Origin of the sequence: Streptomyces albofaciens JCM 4342 (genome assembly GCF_008634025.1) — a bacterium.
Classification (GTDB): Bacteria; Actinomycetota; Actinomycetes; order Streptomycetales; family Streptomycetaceae; genus Streptomyces; species Streptomyces albofaciens.
On record NZ_PDCM01000002.1, the window covers coordinates 3,083,593 to 3,097,780 of the forward strand.

Here is a 14,188-nt window from a genome sequence, read left to right on the forward strand (position 1 = left end):
CTGGGCTCTTGGCAAGCGTCGGCATCGCTTCCCGCCCTCCCCCGGACCCGTCCCCCTCGCAATCTCTCACGACGCTAGGACAGTAGCCAGCCGGACGGAAGGACACGGGGCGTTTTCCGGTCTCGGGGACCGTCATTGGGGCGACAATTGCGCTCCCTGGGAGAAGAGTTGGGGGATCGGATTGCCCGGATCGTCATAGAGCAGCACGAGATCCCGGGCCCAGGAGGCACCGCCCTCCGCGGCCTTCGCACGCAGCTCACGCACCAGTTCGGGCAGCTCGGCCACCGACTTCGGCGCCCCCAGCAGCTGCTGCACCTCCCGGTGGAACTCGTCACACGCCCGGTCGCAGTCGCGCTCGTCATGGCCGCCGGCCGGCCACAGCGCCACCGGGTGGCCGGTGTCCAGCGCCCAGCCGACGGCCTCCAGCCCGGTGCCGTCCGCCACCGACCGGCACAGCGCCGGGACCGCGCCCTCGTCCGCCTCCTCCAGCAGCCGCGACAGCCCCGACACGGACGCGCGGGCGCCGGCCGGCACCCGCAGCGCGGTCAGCTGCCGGGCCGCGGTCAGGCCCTGCCAGCGCCGCAGCCAGGCCGGGTCCACCTCCTCGCGGCCCTCCTGGCGGCGCCCCTGATCGCGCAGCACCACCGCGCGCGCCGGCCCCAGCGGGCGCAGCCGCGCCGTACGGCGGGTGGACGCGGGCACCTGCCAGCGGTCCGCCGCCGTGTGCCAGCGCTCCTCCGGAACCGCCACCTCCAGACGCACCCGGACCCCGCCCGCCGCGTCGTCGGCACGCAGCAGCCGTGGCCCGAGCCGCCGCAGAACCTGGTCGCGGGCCTCCTCGAAGGTCATCCCGGACCGCGACTCCTGCACCTCGACGCGCTGCCACTGCCCCTGGCCGTACCCCTCGCTCACCGACCAGTTGAACAGCTGCCGCCCGCCCGCGTCGTCGTAGAACAGCGGCTCGAACTCCACCAGGACCGAGTCGGGGCGCCGCCGCACCGGGCCGATCCGCTCCCGGTCCCTGGGCAGCAGCACGACCGCCTTGGCCGTCACGAACAGCGCCAGCCGCTCGGCCGCCGCGCGCACCTCGGCGCCCTCGTCACCGGCCGCGCCGCGTGCCTCGTCCGCGGTGCGCTGCGCGACGATGCGCAGGTAGTGCACGAACGCGCACAGCTCCGTGTACGGGTCGCTGCCCTGGTAGAGCGCGCCGTGCCCGTCCCGCCAGGTACGCAGCGTCCACGGCCCGGTCCGGCCCGTACGGCCCGAGGGGTCCGCGCGCCCCAGCGCCTCGGCGACCGCGGCCGCCACCACCAGCGGGTCGCGGGGCGCGGGCAGCGACGCCAGCAGGTCGAGCGCCTGCAGCCGCTCCTGCACGCCCCACAGGCGGCCGCGCCCCGACATGATCGCGTGCTGCGCGTCGAACCACGTCGGCTCCCCCGTCCCGCCGAGCTCCTGCCCGGCCCAGTGCCAGCGGTCGTGCAGGCACATCAGCGCGTGGTACGGGTCGTCGCCGAGCCCGGTGGCACCCGGTACGAGGTGGTGCGGCGCCAGCCGCCGCAACTCGGTCACCGGCACCGCGAGCCCGACCCGGTCCTCCCGGTGGCTGCCCTTGACGATGCCGACGACCTCCCCCCGGTCGCAGTCCAGCAGCGGCCCGCCGGAGGCGCCCGGGGTGACGCGCACGTCGCTGCCGAACTGGAGGCCGCGGGCGTCGCGGGCGCCGAAGCGGACGGCGATGAAGGGGTCGACGTCCACGGCGGTGGGGATCATGTGGCCGGGGGCAGGGGCGGCGTCCGAGCCCGTACCGGCACCCGGCTGCTCATGCCCCCGGAAGATGAACGCGTCCTCCAGGAGCGCCGCCGGCTGGTCGCTGAGCCAGGCGCACGGGTGCGCGACATCCGGATCGAGCAGCCGGAGCAGGGCCAGGTCGGTACGGGGGCCGCGGCCGGGCGGGTCCGCGGGCCCCGGGCGGCTCAGGTCGTACTCCAGGCGCGCGGCGACCACCCGTCCGTCGAACGCGACACCGACCTCCCCGTCCGGGCCGGTCGGACGGCGCCGCCCGTCCCCGCTGACCAGCACATGCGCGCAGGTCAGCACCCAGCCCGGGGCCACGAACACGCCACTGCCCCACAGCGGGGCCGGATCCACGCCGGGCGCCGGGCGGACGGCGACGGTGGCGCGGCCCGCGTGGGCGAGCAGATGCGCGTACTTCTCACGGTCGGCGCGCTCGGTGCGCGCGGACCCCTGACCGCCCTCCGAGGCCGCCATCACGCGCCCGAATCGTCCGGCCCTCGGCCGTCGCCACGGCCCTCATCCGCCACCGCCCCTTCCCGCTCCTGCCGCCGCCAGGTGAGCGTCACCGAGAGGTTCGCCTTGGCCTCACCGTCCGCGAGCAGCGCCACGGCGCGGCCCGGCTTGGCCGCCACCTCCACGCCGAAGCTGACGCTCGTCTCGTCCGGGGCCACCCGCTCGGTCGCCGCCCGCAGGCTGGTCGCGACACCGCCGACCAGCTCCCGCAGGCCCTCCACGCGTGCGCCGAGGGCGTCCCAGAGCCCTACGTCGTCGAATTCCTCGTCCGGATCGCCCGCTATGTCCAGCCGGGAGACGCGGGCCCAGACCTGGGTCCCGTCGGGCAGCTCGATGAGATGTGCGCGATCGCGCATCACGGCCTCCTGCTCCCCCTGAGCGGCAATGTCGCACTGCCCCAGGGCCGTTGACAGGTGATCAGGTTATCCCCAGGGTGCGAGTGACGCGAGGGGTCGCGGCGCCTGCCTATCCTGGCCGGGAACGTCACGGAAACCAGGTGGAGAGCACGGTGTATTTCACGGATCGCGGTATCGAGGAGCTGGAGAGCCGACGCGGCGAGGAAGAGGTCACCCTCGCCTGGCTCGCCGACCAGCTCCGCACGTTCGTGGACCTCAACCCCGACTTCGAGGTACCGGTGGAACGGCTGGCCACGTGGCTGGCGCGGCTGGATGACGAGGAGGACGAGTAGGCCTTACGTCCTTGGTGGTTCGGTGGGTGGGGGGCGCGCGTCTCGCGCCTGGGGTTCGGTGGGTGGGGGCTCGGGGCCCCGCAGGGGTCACTCCTCGTTGCCTGGAGTGAACCCTGGTGGTTGGACGCAACCGGGGCATCGGTCGCCTGCGGGGAGCCCCCTACGTGTCCCCGAGCCCGCGCCGTTCGCGACTTTCCCGCCACCGTGGCTGGGGTCTTTACAGACCCCGGCAGCGGCTTACGCACGACGCGGAGGCGCCCCCGGCCCTGCGCTTACGTACCGTGAATGTGACCACAGGGTGGGCGCGCACCAAGGTCATCTTTTCCCTCCCCCCCACCGGCCCGCACCCGCCAAACCGGCGGGAGGGGGTGTGCAGGGGGACACTCCCCGCAGGACGACCGTAGCCCCGGTTACGGATACACACTGGTTCACTCCAGGCGCCGAGGAGATGGCCCCCTGCGCACCCCCGCCCCCAAACAAACGCAACGCGTATCCGCGCGAAGCGCGGGCCCGGTACCCCCACCCCGCCGCGCGATATATCGTGAGGACGCAAACACGCGATAGCTCGCGTCGCCAGTCATCCAGGGGAGGCCAGGACATGTCAGCCCGGACCGAGTGGTCGGTCTCCGCGCCACGCACGCTGGAGATCGGGGAAGAGGTCACCGCACTGGAGGTGCGCGTGGTCGGCGGGACCGTCAACGTCGTCGGCACGTCCGACGGCGGACGCCCCCGCGTGGAGATCAGCGAACTGTCCGGACCGCCGCTGACCGTGCGGCAGGAGGCGGGGACGCTCACCGTCACGTACGACGACCTGCCCTGGAAGGGGTTCCTGAAGTTCCTCGACCGCAAGGGCTGGCACCGCAGCGCGGTGGTCTCGGTCACCGTCCCGGCCGCGACGGACGTCGCGATCGGCACCGTGGGGGCGAGTGCGGTGATCTCGGGGATCGGCGGGCGTACGGAGCTGCGCGGCGTGTCCGGCGACAGCACCCTCGTCCGCCTGACGGGCCCCGTGCGGGCCGAGACCGTGTCCGGGCGGGTGGAGGGCCAGGCCGTCACGGGCGACCTGCGCTTCAACTCCGTCTCGGGCGACCTGACCCTCATCGAGGGCTCCGGCGGCACCGTGAAGGCGGATTCGGTCAGCGGTGACATGGTCCTGGATCTCGATCCGGTGGCGACGGGCACGGACATCCGGCTGACGACGGTCTCCGGCGAGGTCGCCATCCGGCTGCCCGCGCCGGGCGACACGGAGGTGGACGCGGAGGTCGACGCGAACACCACCAGCGGTACGGTCGCCAACGCCTTCGAGGACCTGCGCGTCAGCGGCCAGTGGGGGGCCAAGCGGATCACGGGCCGGCTCGGCTCGGGCAACGGCCGGCTGAAGGTCACCACGATCTCCGGCGGCCTGGCCCTGCTGCGCCGCCCGCCGTCCCCGGACGGCCCCGCGGACCCGAAGGCCCCAGCGGGCCCCACCGACAAGAAGGTGCTCTGACCCATGCCCCCCGTCTTCGCCCATGGCCGCCTCCGCCTCTACCTGCTCAAGCTGCTGGACGAGGCGCCGCGGCACGGTTACGAGATCATCCGCCTGCTGGAGGAGCGCTTCCAGGGGCTGTACGCGCCGTCCGCCGGCACGGTGTACCCGCGGCTGGCCAAGCTGGAGGCCGAGGGCCTGGTCACCCATACCACCGAGGGCGGCCGCAAGGTCTATTCGATCACCGCGGCGGGCCGCGCGGAGCTGGCGGACCGGGGCGGCGAGCTGGCCGACCTGGAGATGGAGATCCGGGAGTCGGTCGCGGCGCTGGCGTCCGACATCCGGGAGGACGTGAGCGGCTCCGCGCGCGACGTACGCCGCGAGCTGCGGGAGGCCGCCGCGCAGGCACGCGAGGGCCGGCGTGGCGGGCGCCACGGCGGCGAGGAGCACGGCTTCCCGGACGCGTCCGACTTCTTCGACGGCCGGTACGGCGACCGGGAGGCCTGGCGGCAGGCGAAGGAGGAGTTCCGCCGCGCCAAGGAGGAGTGGAAGGAGCAGGCCCGGCGGGCCAAGGAGGAGAGCCGGCGGGCCAAGCAGGACGCGCAGCGGGCGCGCAAGCAGGCCCGGGAGGCCCGGTCGTTCGTCCGGGACGAGGTCCAGGAGGCCATCAAGCGCGTACAGGAACAGGCCCAGGAACATGTACGCACCGGGGACTGGGCCGGGGCCCTGCGCGAGGCGCTGTCGGAGGTGTCGCGCGAGATGGGCCGGTTCACGGTCGGGCCGGAGGGGGCGGCGGGCGCGGACCGGCCGGGCGGGGGCGCGGGGCCGGCCCCGGAGGACGGCGGCCCGGTGGGTCCCACCAAGGAAGACGCCGCGGCGCGGCCCGGCGGCGACGGTTCCGGCGCGGCGCGCCCGGAGGCCGCCGGATGGACGCCGGCCGAGCCCGCGTGGGCGTCCGAGCCCGGCTCCGGCGACCCCGCGCGGGACTTCGACCGGCTGCTGGACCGCTTCCGCGACGACCTGCGGGACGCCGCGCGCGATCACGGTGTGACGGCGGAGCAGTTGAAGGACGTACGCAGCCGTCTGTCCGCGACCGCCGCGCACGTCGGAGCGCTGCTGCGTGACCCGGAGGCATATGCGGCCGGACAGCGGCCGCCGCGCTGACTCCGGCACCGAACCACGCGTCGATTACGCACAGTTGCTCGCGAGGGTCTGGATTCACCCGCCGTAATCGGGGAAGTCAGACCCTCGCACGGCTTTTTGCCCGGTGCCGGGCTCCGCCGCGAGAAATCGCAGACCTACGGCCGTGTCCGCCCTTACAGTCAACTCTCCCTGTCTGAACGGATCTTGAAGGCCAAGAGGTACGCGATGTCGGAATACCCCGCGGTGGCCCGCCGGATGTGGCGCCAGCTGGAGCCCGTCCATGCCCTTCTCTACTTCGCACCCGAGGCGTTCGAGGAGGCGGCGGCCCTCGGCTTCGACACCGAGTCGCGCTGGCCCAGCTACTTCGCCTGGCGCACGGCACCGCTCGGCGCCGCCGGTCCCGAGCTGGTGGCCGCGACGTTCTACAGCTTCAGCCCGCGGATGATCGCCCGGTACGTGCCGGCGATCTGGTCGACGGCGGCGCCCGGCAAGATACTGGACGCGCGACTTCAGGCGGTGGACCGCATACTGACCGGCCTGCTGAGAGCCGGGAAGGTCTCCGCCGACCAGATCGCCGAGGCCGCCCGGCTGGCCCGCCAAGCGGCCGAGAACGCCTCCATGGCCGCCCGCCCGCTGGCCGCCGCCAACCGCGACCTGCCGTGGCCGGACGCGCCGCACCTGGCGCTCTGGCACGCCATCACGGTGCTCCGCGAGCACCGCGGCGACGGCCATCTGGCAGCCCTGCTGACCCACGACCTGGAACCGTGCGAGGCCCTGGTGTCGTTCGCCGCGATCGGCGCCGCGCCGAAGGCCGATTTCAAAGGGCGTGGCTGGTCTTCGCAGGAGTGGAGCGCCGCGCACGACCGGCTGGCCGCGCGCGGCTGGATCGCTCCGGACGGCAGCCCCACGGACCGGGCCCGGGAGGGCCGCGACGAGGTCGAGCGCATGACGGACCGGCTGGCCGCCGGCCCCTGGCGGGCCCTGGGCCGCTCCCGCGCGGAGCGTCTCGCCCAGTTGCTGAACCCTCTGCTGGGCGCGATCTCGGAGGCCGGGCTGCTGCCGCGGCACGGGACGCTGGGGATCGGGGCGGTGAAGGTCGCGTACCCGTGACGGACCGGCGTACGGCCGTGGCCCGCGACGCCTCTCGTACGGGACGGGCCCGCAGCCCTCGTACGGCACAGGGCCCACAACTCGCGTGACGGGACAGGCCCGCACCCCACGGCGGGCCCCGCACACCACGGCAGGCCCCACACCCCACGGCGGCCCCGCCCCGCTCACCCCGCCGGAGCCCGCTCCCCCAGCACCCGTACGACATCCGCGTGCGTGACCCCGTGCTCGGCCAGTACGGACGCGGCGAGGCCGGGCCTGGCCACCATGGCGAGCAGCAGGTGTTCGTCGCCGATGTGCTTGTCCCCGCGGCCGAGCGCGACGCGCAGCGACCGCTCCAGCACGGACTTGGCCTCCCGGTCGAACGGCCCGCGCAGCGAGCGCCCGCGCCGGGCGGGCGGCCCGGAGGCGGCGGCGAGCGCGCCCGCGCCGTGCGCCCGCTCCACCCGCGTGACGACCTCCGACACGTCGATGCCGAGCCCGGCCAGCGCCTCCGCGTCGGCGGCCGTCATGCCGCCCCGGCGCCGGGCCTCGTCCAGCGACCGCAGGACCGACGCCCGGCGCTCGCGCACGCCGAGGGCGGCGAGCGCCTCGGCGCCCGGGGAGCCCCGGCCGTCCAGCAGGGCGAGCAGCAGCTCGCCCTCGCCGACCGTGCCGGGGCCCGGCCGTACCGCGTAGGCGGGGGCGCCCCGCACCACGTCCCGGGCGCTCGCCGTGAACCGTTCGAACATCAACGCCTCCCGTACTTCTTGTGGACCGCCTGCCTGCTGACTCCCAGCTCGGCGGCGATCTCCTGCCACGACCAGCCCTTCACACGGGCGCTGCGCACCTGTACGGCTTCCAGCTGCTCCAGCAGCCGGCGGAGCGCGGCGACGGCGCGCAGGCCGATCCGGGGGTCCTGGTCGCCCGCCCGCTCGGCGAGCTTCGTTGCTTCGCTCATGCTGTCAATTTAGGTTGACACGGGGGCGGTGTCAATGATGGTTGACGCCACGGATCGCGCTCCTCCCGGCCACGGCAGCCGTGTTCTGGACTACGCGCAGTGGACGGACGACGACGCGTACGGGGAACGGGTACGCCACCGGCGGCCCGCCGCCGTCAGCCGTACCGACGAGTCGATTCCCGGCATTCGGCGGCCCGGAGTGACCCGGTACGCGCGCCACCGCGGCTACGCACCCGACGGGACCGCCCGTCGGCAGCCCGGCCCAGCGGTCACCCCACAGGAGCCCGATGAACATCCCGACCCTGAGCATCCGCGCCGAGTCCGGGCACGGTCACGTCAGGATCCGGTCGAGGTGATAGTCGATCGTGGCCTGGACGTCGGTCATCGTGCGGCGCCCGTGGAGCACGTCCATCCCCAGCCCGGTGACGCCCGACACCAGCAGGTCCGCCTCGCGCGCGGGGTCGACACCGGCCCGTACCGCGCCGGCACCCCGGATCAGGTCGGCGACCAGGGACTCCACGGCCTGTTCGCCGTGCAGGAACACCTCGGCCATCGCGGGGTCGGCCAGGCTGCGCACGAAGTACGCGGTGAACACGCGGAGCGCCAGGGCGCGTTGCTCGTCCAGCGGGAGGAATTCGACCAGCACGGCGCGCAGGACGGCCCGCAGGTCGCCGCGCTCGTGCAGGCCGCTCATGCGCGCGCGGGCGCGGCGGTCGTTCTCCTCGTGCAGCATGCGCAGCGCCTCGACCAGCAGGCGGTGCTTGCTGCCGAAGTAGTACTGGACCACGCGCAGCGACACCCCGGCCTCCGCGGCGACCTCGCGCATGCTCACGGCTTCCAGTCCGCGCGCGGCCGCGATCCGCCAGACGGCCTCGGCGACCTGGCGCCGACGCCGCTCCCGCGCGCCGTCCGCCGGAGGTCCGGGCGGCGGGGACTGCTCTCCGGGGGCGGCGGGCCCCTCCTCGGGACGGTCCGCCGCACGGGCCTTCCTGCGCCGCCGGTACGCCTTCGCCTGGCAGCTCCGCGAGCAGTACGCGGGCGGGCGCCCCCGGACCGCCGCGGGCAGCCCCGTACCGCAGACCCGGCACCCGGCCGCCTTTTCGTCACGCATGGGGACAGCGTATCGCGCCACGAGAAGCGTGACGAATATCAGATGGTCGCTGCTGAGTCAAGACATCGCGCACGATCCTTTGATACGGTCGTATCCATCGCGCGGGAAACGCCCTCACGAGAACGGGGACACGACCATGAATGAAGCCTGGTACCGACTGCTGTCCATCCTGGTGTTCACCGTGGGCTTCTGGGAGGGGCCCGCGGCCATCCTCTACCGGGTCATCGGCGACGACCACGGCATCCCCATGCGGCCCGTCAACTACCTGGACGCGCCCTGGAACTACGTCGCCTCGGGTGCCGTGATCGTCGCGGCCGTCGCCCTGCTCGCCGTCCTGGACAAGGGGCGCGAGAGGGCGCTGGCCCGCGACCGGAACGCCGGGGCGGCCCGTACGCACGCGGGCACGCGTACGGACACACCCGCGGGCTGAGGCGCCCGCCCGGCCCCGGCGCCGCGCCACCGTCACATCAGCTTGTAGACCTGCCCGGTCTGCCCGCCCTCGACCGAGCGGACGTACGCCGCCGCCACCCGGTCCAGGCCCACCGACTCGACACCGGGGAAGAAGGCGCCGTAGTCCGGGAGGGATTCGGTGACCACGGTCGGGCTCACCGCGTTGACGCGCTGCGGCGCGATGTCGACCGCGGCGGCCCGTACGAACGACTCCACCGCGCCGTTGGCCATCGCCGCGGCGCTGGCCGTGGGGATCGGGTCGTGGGCGAGGACGCCGGTGATCAGCGTGAAGGAGCCGCGTGCGGCGATGCGGGCGGTGCCCTGGCGCACCAGCTCGATCTGGCTGAGCACCTTGCCGCGGAAGCCCGCCGCGTAGTCCTCGGCCGTCATCTCGGCGACCGGCTTGAAGGGGACGTCACCGGCCGCGCTCACCACCGCGTCCAGCGTCCCGGCCCGCTCGGCGGCCCGGTCGTACGCCTCGGTGACCTGCGCCGGGTCGGTGATGTCCAGCCGCAGGTCGCCGCCGCGGCGGCCGACGGTGATGACCTGGTGGCCGCGTCCGGCCAGCGTCTTGTGTACGGCGGAGCCGAGTTTTCCGGTCGCGCCGATCAGAAGGATCTTCATACGGACGACGCTAGGCCGGGCCGCTCACGGGAGGGAAATGCCTTCCGCGGGGGATTTATGCTCGGAGGTTATGAGTGACGAACGGCAAGGGTGTGGACGGCCGGACCGGAGCGGGAGCGCACGGTGAACGTCGAGCTGCGGCACCTGCGGGCCCTGGCCGCCATCGGCGACGAGGGCACGATCACCGGCGCGGCGGCGGCCCTGCACATCAGCCAGCCCGCCCTGTCCCGCACGCTGGAGCAGCTGGAGAGCCGGCTGGGCACCTCGCTGGCCGAGCGGACCACCCGACGGCTGCGGCTCACCCCGGCGGGACAGCGGCTGTACGAGCACGCCCACCGCATCCTCACCCAGCTCGACGACGCGCTGGCCGAGGCGACGGCCGGGCCACGGCCGCTGCGGGCCGGGTTCGTCTGGGCCGCGCTCGGCCGGCACACGGTGCCGCTGCTGCGCGAGTGGCGGCGGGCACGCCCCGACGTGCCCGTGGAGGTGCACCGGCTCGCCGACCCCGAGGCCGAGCTGCGCCGCGGCACCGTCGATCTCGCCTTTCTGCGCACGCCCCCGGCGGACGACGGGGTGCTGCACACCGTTCCGCTGTACCAGGAACGGCGGATGGCCGCGCTGTGCGAGAGCGACCCGCTGGCCGGTGCCGACGCGGTCGGGCTGGCCGATCTGGCCGGCCACTCGATCGCGCTGTGCGCCACGGCGTGCACCACCAGCACCGCACTGTGGCCCGCCGGGCGGCGGCCGCGCCACACCTTCGAGGTCGCCAACGTGGACGAGTGGCTGACGGCGATCGCGACCGGCGAGGCGGCCGGGGTGACGGCCGAGGCCACCGGGCACAGCCATCCGCATCCGGGCGTGCGGTACCTGCCGATCACCGACGCCGGTCCGCTCACGGTCCTGCTGGCCCGGCCCCGTACGGCCACCCACCCGGCCACCGCCGCCTTCGCCGACCACGCGCGGCGCGTCCTGCGCGGCAGCGCGGGCCACCCGCTCAGTCCGCCGCAGCCGTCCGCACCGTCAGGGTGACCACGGCCGCGACGCCGTCCGTACGCAGCGAGACGCCCGCGTCGGCGGGCAGGAGCGCGGCGTCGTGGCGCTCCAGCGGGAGCGGGGGCGCGGCGGGTCCGCAGCCGTCCAGCGCCGTACGGCCGGAGAGCGCGACGATCAGCCGCGTGCGCTCCTCGCCCGGCTCCGGCGGGGCGGTGACCGGGCGCGGTTCGGCGGCGTACCGGCCCCGCGCCAGCTCCACGGTCGCCGTCGAACGCCCGCGCCGCAGCATCACGTTGAAGTTGACCACCGGCCCGTCCAGGAGACGGCAGTCGGTGGGCGCGTCGCCGGGGAAGGTGAAGGGGCGCAGGCCCGGCAGGGTGTGGCGGGTGCCGTCGACGGTCAGTTCCAGCCCGGCGCCCTCCGCCACCGTCAGGACGCGGTCGACGCCGGGCAGCTCCGAGTACGGGCCGTCCCGGCCCACCTCGGCCAGGCTCACCCGCCAGTCGAAGGCGTCCCAGCCCGCGCCGGGCGGCGCGGCTGCGATCTCCCGCGTCACGCCGCCGCCGTTGCTCCAGGCCGATGCCGTACGGCCGGCCGCGCGCAGCACCCGCACCCGCGCCCCCTCCCCGCTCCCGTGCCTCAGACCGTCAGGACGACCTTGCCGAACATCTCGCCCTCGGCCAGCTTCGCGAACCCCTCGCGGGCCCGGTCCAGCGGCAGCGTCGTGTCGATGACGGGCCGTACGCCCTTGGCCGCGCAGAAGTTCAGCAGCGAGGCCAGTTCGTCCTTGCTGCCCATGGTGGAGCCGACGACCTTCAGCTCCAGGAAGAAGATCCGGTTCAGCTCCGTGCGTTCGGGGTTGAAGCCGCTGGTGGCGCCCGAGATGACGAGGGTGCCGCCGGGCTTGAGGGACTTGACCGAGTGGGACCAGGTGGCGGCGCCGACCGTCTCGATCACGGCGTCCACCCGCTGCGGCAGCCGCTCGCCGGTGGGCAGGGCGGCCTCGGCGCCCAGTTCGACGGCGCGCTTGCGCTTGTCCTCGCTGCGGCTGGTGGCGAAGACCCGCAGGCCGGCCGCCGCGCCCAGCACGATCGCCGCGGTGGCCACGCCGCCGCCCGCGCCCTGGACGAGCACGCTGTCCCCGGGCCGCACCCCGGCGTTGGTGAACAGCATGCGGTACGCGGTCAGCCAGGCCGTCGGCAGGCACGCGGCCTCGGCGAAGGACAGTTCCCGCGGCTTGGGCAGCACGTTCCAGGCGGGGACGGTGACCTGCTCGGCGAAGGTGCCCTGGTAGCGCTCGGTGAGGATGGAGCGCGGCTCGTCGGGGCCGACGCCGTGCCCGCTCTGGCCGATGACCGAGTGGACGACGACCTCGTTGCCGTCCTGGTCGGTACCGGCCGCGTCACAGCCGAGGATCATGGGCAGCGCCTCCTCCCCGAGCCCCACGCCGCGCAGCGACCACAGGTCGTGGTGGTTGAGGGAGGCGGCCTTGACGTTGACGGTCGTCCAGCCGGGGCGTGCCTCGGGAGCCGGGCGCTCCCCCAGTTCGAGGCCGTTCAGCGGCTGGTCCCGGTCGATGCGGGCGGCGTAGGCAGCAAACATGATCCCAACGTAGGGCGCGCGGGGGCCGGGCGGTACCGCGCCGCGGTGTGACACGCGCCGCGCCCGGAAACGGCGGAAGGGCCCCGCACGGCGGCGGGACCCTTCCGGTGGCATCGGTTCCGGCTCAGCGGCGGGCGACGCCCTCCGCACGGGCGGCCGCGGCGACCGCCGAGGTCACCGCGGGGGCGACCCGCTCGTCGAACGGCGACGGGATGACGCAGTCGGCGCTCAGGTCGTCGGCGACCACGGAGGCCAGCGCCTCGGCGGCGGCCAGCTTCATGCCCTCGGTGATGCGGGAGGCGCGCACCTGGAGCGCGCCGGCGAAGATGCCGGGGAACGCCAGCACGTTGTTGATCTGGTTCGGATAGTCGCTGCGGCCGGTGGCGACCACCGCCGCGTACTTCTGCGCGACGTCCGGGTGGATCTCCGGGTTCGGGTTGGCCATGGCGAAGATCAGCGCGTCCTCGGCCATCTTGGAGACGGCCTCCTCCGGCACCGTGCCGCCGGAGACGCCGATGAAGACGTCCGCGCCGTCCAGCGCGGTCTCCAGCGAACCGGACAGCCCCGCCTTGTTGGTGAAGGAGGCCAGCTCGCGCTTGACGTCGGTCATGTGCTCGTCGCGGTCGGCGGTGACGACGCCCTTGCGGTCGCAGACCGCGACGTCACCGATGCCCGCCTCGACGAGGATCTTGGCGATGGCGAACCCGGCCGCGCCCGCGCCGGAGATGACCGCGCGCAGCTGGCCGAGTGAACGGTTCGTCAGCTGGGCGGCGTTGCGCAGCGCGGCCAGCGTGACCACGGCGGTGCCGTGCTGGTCGTCGTGGAAGACCGGGATGTCCAGGCGCTCCTGGAGCTTGCGCTCGATCTCGAAGCAGCGGGGCGCCGAGATGTCCTCCAGGTTGACGCCGCCGAAGGACGGCGCCATGCGCACGACGGTGTCCACGATCTCGTCCGCGTCGGTCGTCGAGAGCGCGATCGGCACCGCGTCCACGCCGCCGAACTGCTTGAAGAGGATGGCCTTGCCCTCCATCACCGGGAGGGACGCCTCGGGGCCGATGTCACCGAGGCCCAGCACCGCGGTGCCGTCCGTGACCACGGCGACGACCTGGGACTTCCAGGTGTAGTCGTGCACCAGCTCGGGTTCCTCGGCGATCGCGCTGCACACCTTGGCGACACCGGGCGTGTACGCGAGGGAGAGGTCCTCGCGGTCGCGCACCGGCACCGTCGCCTGGATCGCCATCTTGCCGCCGCGGTGGAGCAGGAAGGCGGGGTCCTGGCACTGCCGCTCCCCGCCGTCCGGTCCGGATCCGGGCGCGCCCTTGGCGTCCTGGTCCCGGCCGGTGCCGGCGTTCGTCTGGGTGTTGCCGCCGCTGTGGGACTGGGCGGTCTTGGCTGTCACTGGTTCAACCCCTTTATTCGTCTGTCAGTTGAGGGTGACCACTCCCTGGTCGGGGTGGGCGGGCACCGCGTCCGTGCCCTGCGCGACGGATGGCCGTCCCGCGGGGGGAGGTACGGACGCCGGGCGCGCCGCACACGCGCCCTGAGCCCCGGATGAGGGGTGTAACGCACCTTTCTACCGGACGGGCGTGGGCCCCGACGAGTCGGATTCGTTACCCCCGGCTTACAACTCCGGCAATAGCCGTGAACAGCGTAAACCCCTGGAAGTGCCCCACCGGCCGTCCGCATGGCGAGACGCGGGCGCGCACCGGCCGCCGCCGCGCGCCCCTTCGCGCACGGGTCACCCTTGGGACACCT

General features: G+C 74.2%; 14 protein-coding genes and 1 pseudogene. 6 read left to right on the forward strand and 9 right to left on the reverse strand.

The genetic code is table 11. The features are described from left to right. Positions 1-132 precede the first annotated feature (132 nt). Together CP973_RS33190 and CP973_RS33195 are read right to left on the reverse strand one after the other, a co-directional pair. A complete protein-coding gene (locus CP973_RS33190; protein WP_150250639.1) occupies positions 133-2,268 on the reverse strand; it encodes a VMAP-C domain-containing protein in 2,136 nt (711 codons plus the stop codon). Then, a complete protein-coding gene (locus CP973_RS33195; protein WP_150247502.1) occupies positions 2,268-2,663 on the reverse strand; it encodes a CU044_2847 family protein in 396 nt (131 codons plus the stop codon). The genes CP973_RS33190 and CP973_RS33195 overlap by 1 nt, the downstream gene beginning before the upstream one ends. A gap of 152 nt (positions 2,664-2,815) precedes the next feature. Here CP973_RS33195 and CP973_RS33200 point away from each other — a divergent pair, with 152 nt between their 5' ends. The 4 genes from CP973_RS33200 to CP973_RS33215 all read left to right on the forward strand — a co-directional run bounded on the left by CP973_RS33200 (position 2,816) and on the right by CP973_RS33215 (position 6,716). Further along, a complete protein-coding gene (locus CP973_RS33200) occupies positions 2,816-2,995 on the forward strand; it encodes a DUF6104 family protein (protein WP_030672361.1) in 180 nt (59 codons plus the stop codon). 598 nt (positions 2,996-3,593) lie between these two features. Continuing rightward, positions 3,594-4,484, forward strand: coding sequence for a DUF4097 family beta strand repeat-containing protein (locus CP973_RS33205; RefSeq protein ID WP_150247503.1), 891 nt, complete (start codon positions 3,594-3,596; stop codon positions 4,482-4,484). 3 nt (positions 4,485-4,487) lie between these two features. Beyond that, positions 4,488-5,627, forward strand: a complete 1,140-nt coding sequence (locus CP973_RS33210) for a PadR family transcriptional regulator (protein ID WP_150247504.1) — start codon at positions 4,488-4,490, stop codon at positions 5,625-5,627. 204 nt (positions 5,628-5,831) lie between these two features. Continuing rightward, positions 5,832-6,716, forward strand: coding sequence for an SCO6745 family protein (locus tag CP973_RS33215; RefSeq protein WP_150247505.1), 885 nt, complete (start codon positions 5,832-5,834; stop codon positions 6,714-6,716). Between the two features lie 164 nt (positions 6,717-6,880). On the opposite strand, the gene CP973_RS33220 is transcribed toward CP973_RS33215, so the two are convergent. The 3 genes from CP973_RS33220 to CP973_RS33235 form a co-directional block, all read right to left on the reverse strand. Continuing rightward, a complete protein-coding gene (locus tag CP973_RS33220) occupies positions 6,881-7,444 on the reverse strand; it encodes a Clp protease N-terminal domain-containing protein (protein ID WP_150247506.1) in 564 nt (187 codons plus the stop codon). Then, positions 7,444-7,653 carry a sigma factor-like helix-turn-helix DNA-binding protein gene (locus tag CP973_RS33225; RefSeq protein ID WP_150247507.1) on the reverse strand — a complete coding sequence of 70 codons (210 nt, stop codon included), beginning with the start codon at positions 7,651-7,653 and terminating at the stop codon, positions 7,444-7,446. The genes CP973_RS33220 and CP973_RS33225 overlap by 1 nt, the downstream gene beginning before the upstream one ends. A 331-nt stretch (positions 7,654-7,984) precedes the next feature. Continuing rightward, on the reverse strand, positions 7,985-8,764 hold the full coding sequence (locus tag CP973_RS33235) for a TetR/AcrR family transcriptional regulator (protein WP_208853345.1): 780 nt from the start codon (positions 8,762-8,764) through the stop codon (positions 7,985-7,987). A 136-nt stretch (positions 8,765-8,900) separates the two neighbouring features. Between CP973_RS33235 and CP973_RS33240 the strand changes: the two genes are divergently transcribed. Continuing rightward, positions 8,901-9,194 (forward strand): hypothetical protein, encoded by a 294-nt coding sequence (locus CP973_RS33240; RefSeq protein ID WP_150247508.1) that lies wholly within the window; start codon positions 8,901-8,903, stop codon positions 9,192-9,194. 32 nt (positions 9,195-9,226) lie between these two features. On the opposite strand, the gene CP973_RS33245 is transcribed toward CP973_RS33240, so the two are convergent. Next, entirely contained in the window at positions 9,227-9,838 is a 612-nt protein-coding gene (locus CP973_RS33245; protein WP_150247509.1) for a short chain dehydrogenase, read from the reverse strand. 123 nt (positions 9,839-9,961) lie between these two features. Between CP973_RS33245 and CP973_RS33250 the strand changes: the two genes are divergently transcribed. Further along, on the forward strand, positions 9,962-10,867 hold the full coding sequence (locus tag CP973_RS33250; RefSeq protein WP_150247510.1) for a LysR family transcriptional regulator: 906 nt from the start codon (positions 9,962-9,964) through the stop codon (positions 10,865-10,867). On the opposite strand, the gene CP973_RS33255 is transcribed toward CP973_RS33250, so the two are convergent. The 3 genes and pseudogenes from CP973_RS33255 to CP973_RS33265 form a co-directional block, all read right to left on the reverse strand. Beyond that, positions 10,833-11,444, reverse strand: a complete 612-nt coding sequence (locus tag CP973_RS33255) for a HutD/Ves family protein (RefSeq protein WP_150247511.1) — start codon at positions 11,442-11,444, stop codon at positions 10,833-10,835. The genes CP973_RS33250 and CP973_RS33255 overlap by 35 nt on opposite strands. 26 nt (positions 11,445-11,470) lie before the next feature. Further along, on the reverse strand, positions 11,471-12,433 hold the full coding sequence (locus CP973_RS33260; RefSeq protein ID WP_150247512.1) for a zinc-binding dehydrogenase: 963 nt from the start codon (positions 12,431-12,433) through the stop codon (positions 11,471-11,473). A 124-nt stretch (positions 12,434-12,557) separates the two neighbouring features. Next, positions 12,558-13,709, reverse strand: a pseudogene (locus CP973_RS33265) (NAD(P)-dependent malic enzyme); the annotation flags it as partial. Positions 13,710-14,188 lie beyond the last annotated feature (479 nt).

What these genes read in the sequence shown, in the direction of transcription:
- CP973_RS33205 (WP_150247503.1), top strand. Translation starts at nt 3,594, where the DNA reads ATGTCAGCCCGGACCGAGTGGTCGGTCTCCGCGCCACGCACGCTGGAG.
- CP973_RS33195 (WP_150247502.1), bottom strand. Translation starts at nt 2,663, where the DNA reads ATGCGCGATCGCGCACATCTCATCGAGCTGCCCGACGGGACCCAGGTC.
- CP973_RS33235 (WP_208853345.1), bottom strand. Translation starts at nt 8,764, where the DNA reads ATGCGTGACGAAAAGGCGGCCGGGTGCCGGGTCTGCGGTACGGGGCTG.
- CP973_RS33245 (WP_150247509.1), bottom strand. Translation starts at nt 9,838, where the DNA reads ATGAAGATCCTTCTGATCGGCGCGACCGGAAAACTCGGCTCCGCCGTA.
- CP973_RS33220 (WP_150247506.1), bottom strand. Translation starts at nt 7,444, where the DNA reads ATGTTCGAACGGTTCACGGCGAGCGCCCGGGACGTGGTGCGGGGCGCC.
- CP973_RS33260 (WP_150247512.1), bottom strand. Translation starts at nt 12,433, where the DNA reads ATGTTTGCTGCCTACGCCGCCCGCATCGACCGGGACCAGCCGCTGAAC.
- CP973_RS33190 (WP_150250639.1), bottom strand. Translation starts at nt 2,268, where the DNA reads ATGGCGGCCTCGGAGGGCGGTCAGGGGTCCGCGCGCACCGAGCGCGCC.
- CP973_RS33210 (WP_150247504.1), top strand. Translation starts at nt 4,488, where the DNA reads ATGCCCCCCGTCTTCGCCCATGGCCGCCTCCGCCTCTACCTGCTCAAG.
- CP973_RS33215 (WP_150247505.1), top strand. Translation starts at nt 5,832, where the DNA reads ATGTCGGAATACCCCGCGGTGGCCCGCCGGATGTGGCGCCAGCTGGAG.
- CP973_RS33225 (WP_150247507.1), bottom strand. Translation starts at nt 7,653, where the DNA reads ATGAGCGAAGCAACGAAGCTCGCCGAGCGGGCGGGCGACCAGGACCCC.
- CP973_RS33240 (WP_150247508.1), top strand. Translation starts at nt 8,901, where the DNA reads ATGAATGAAGCCTGGTACCGACTGCTGTCCATCCTGGTGTTCACCGTG.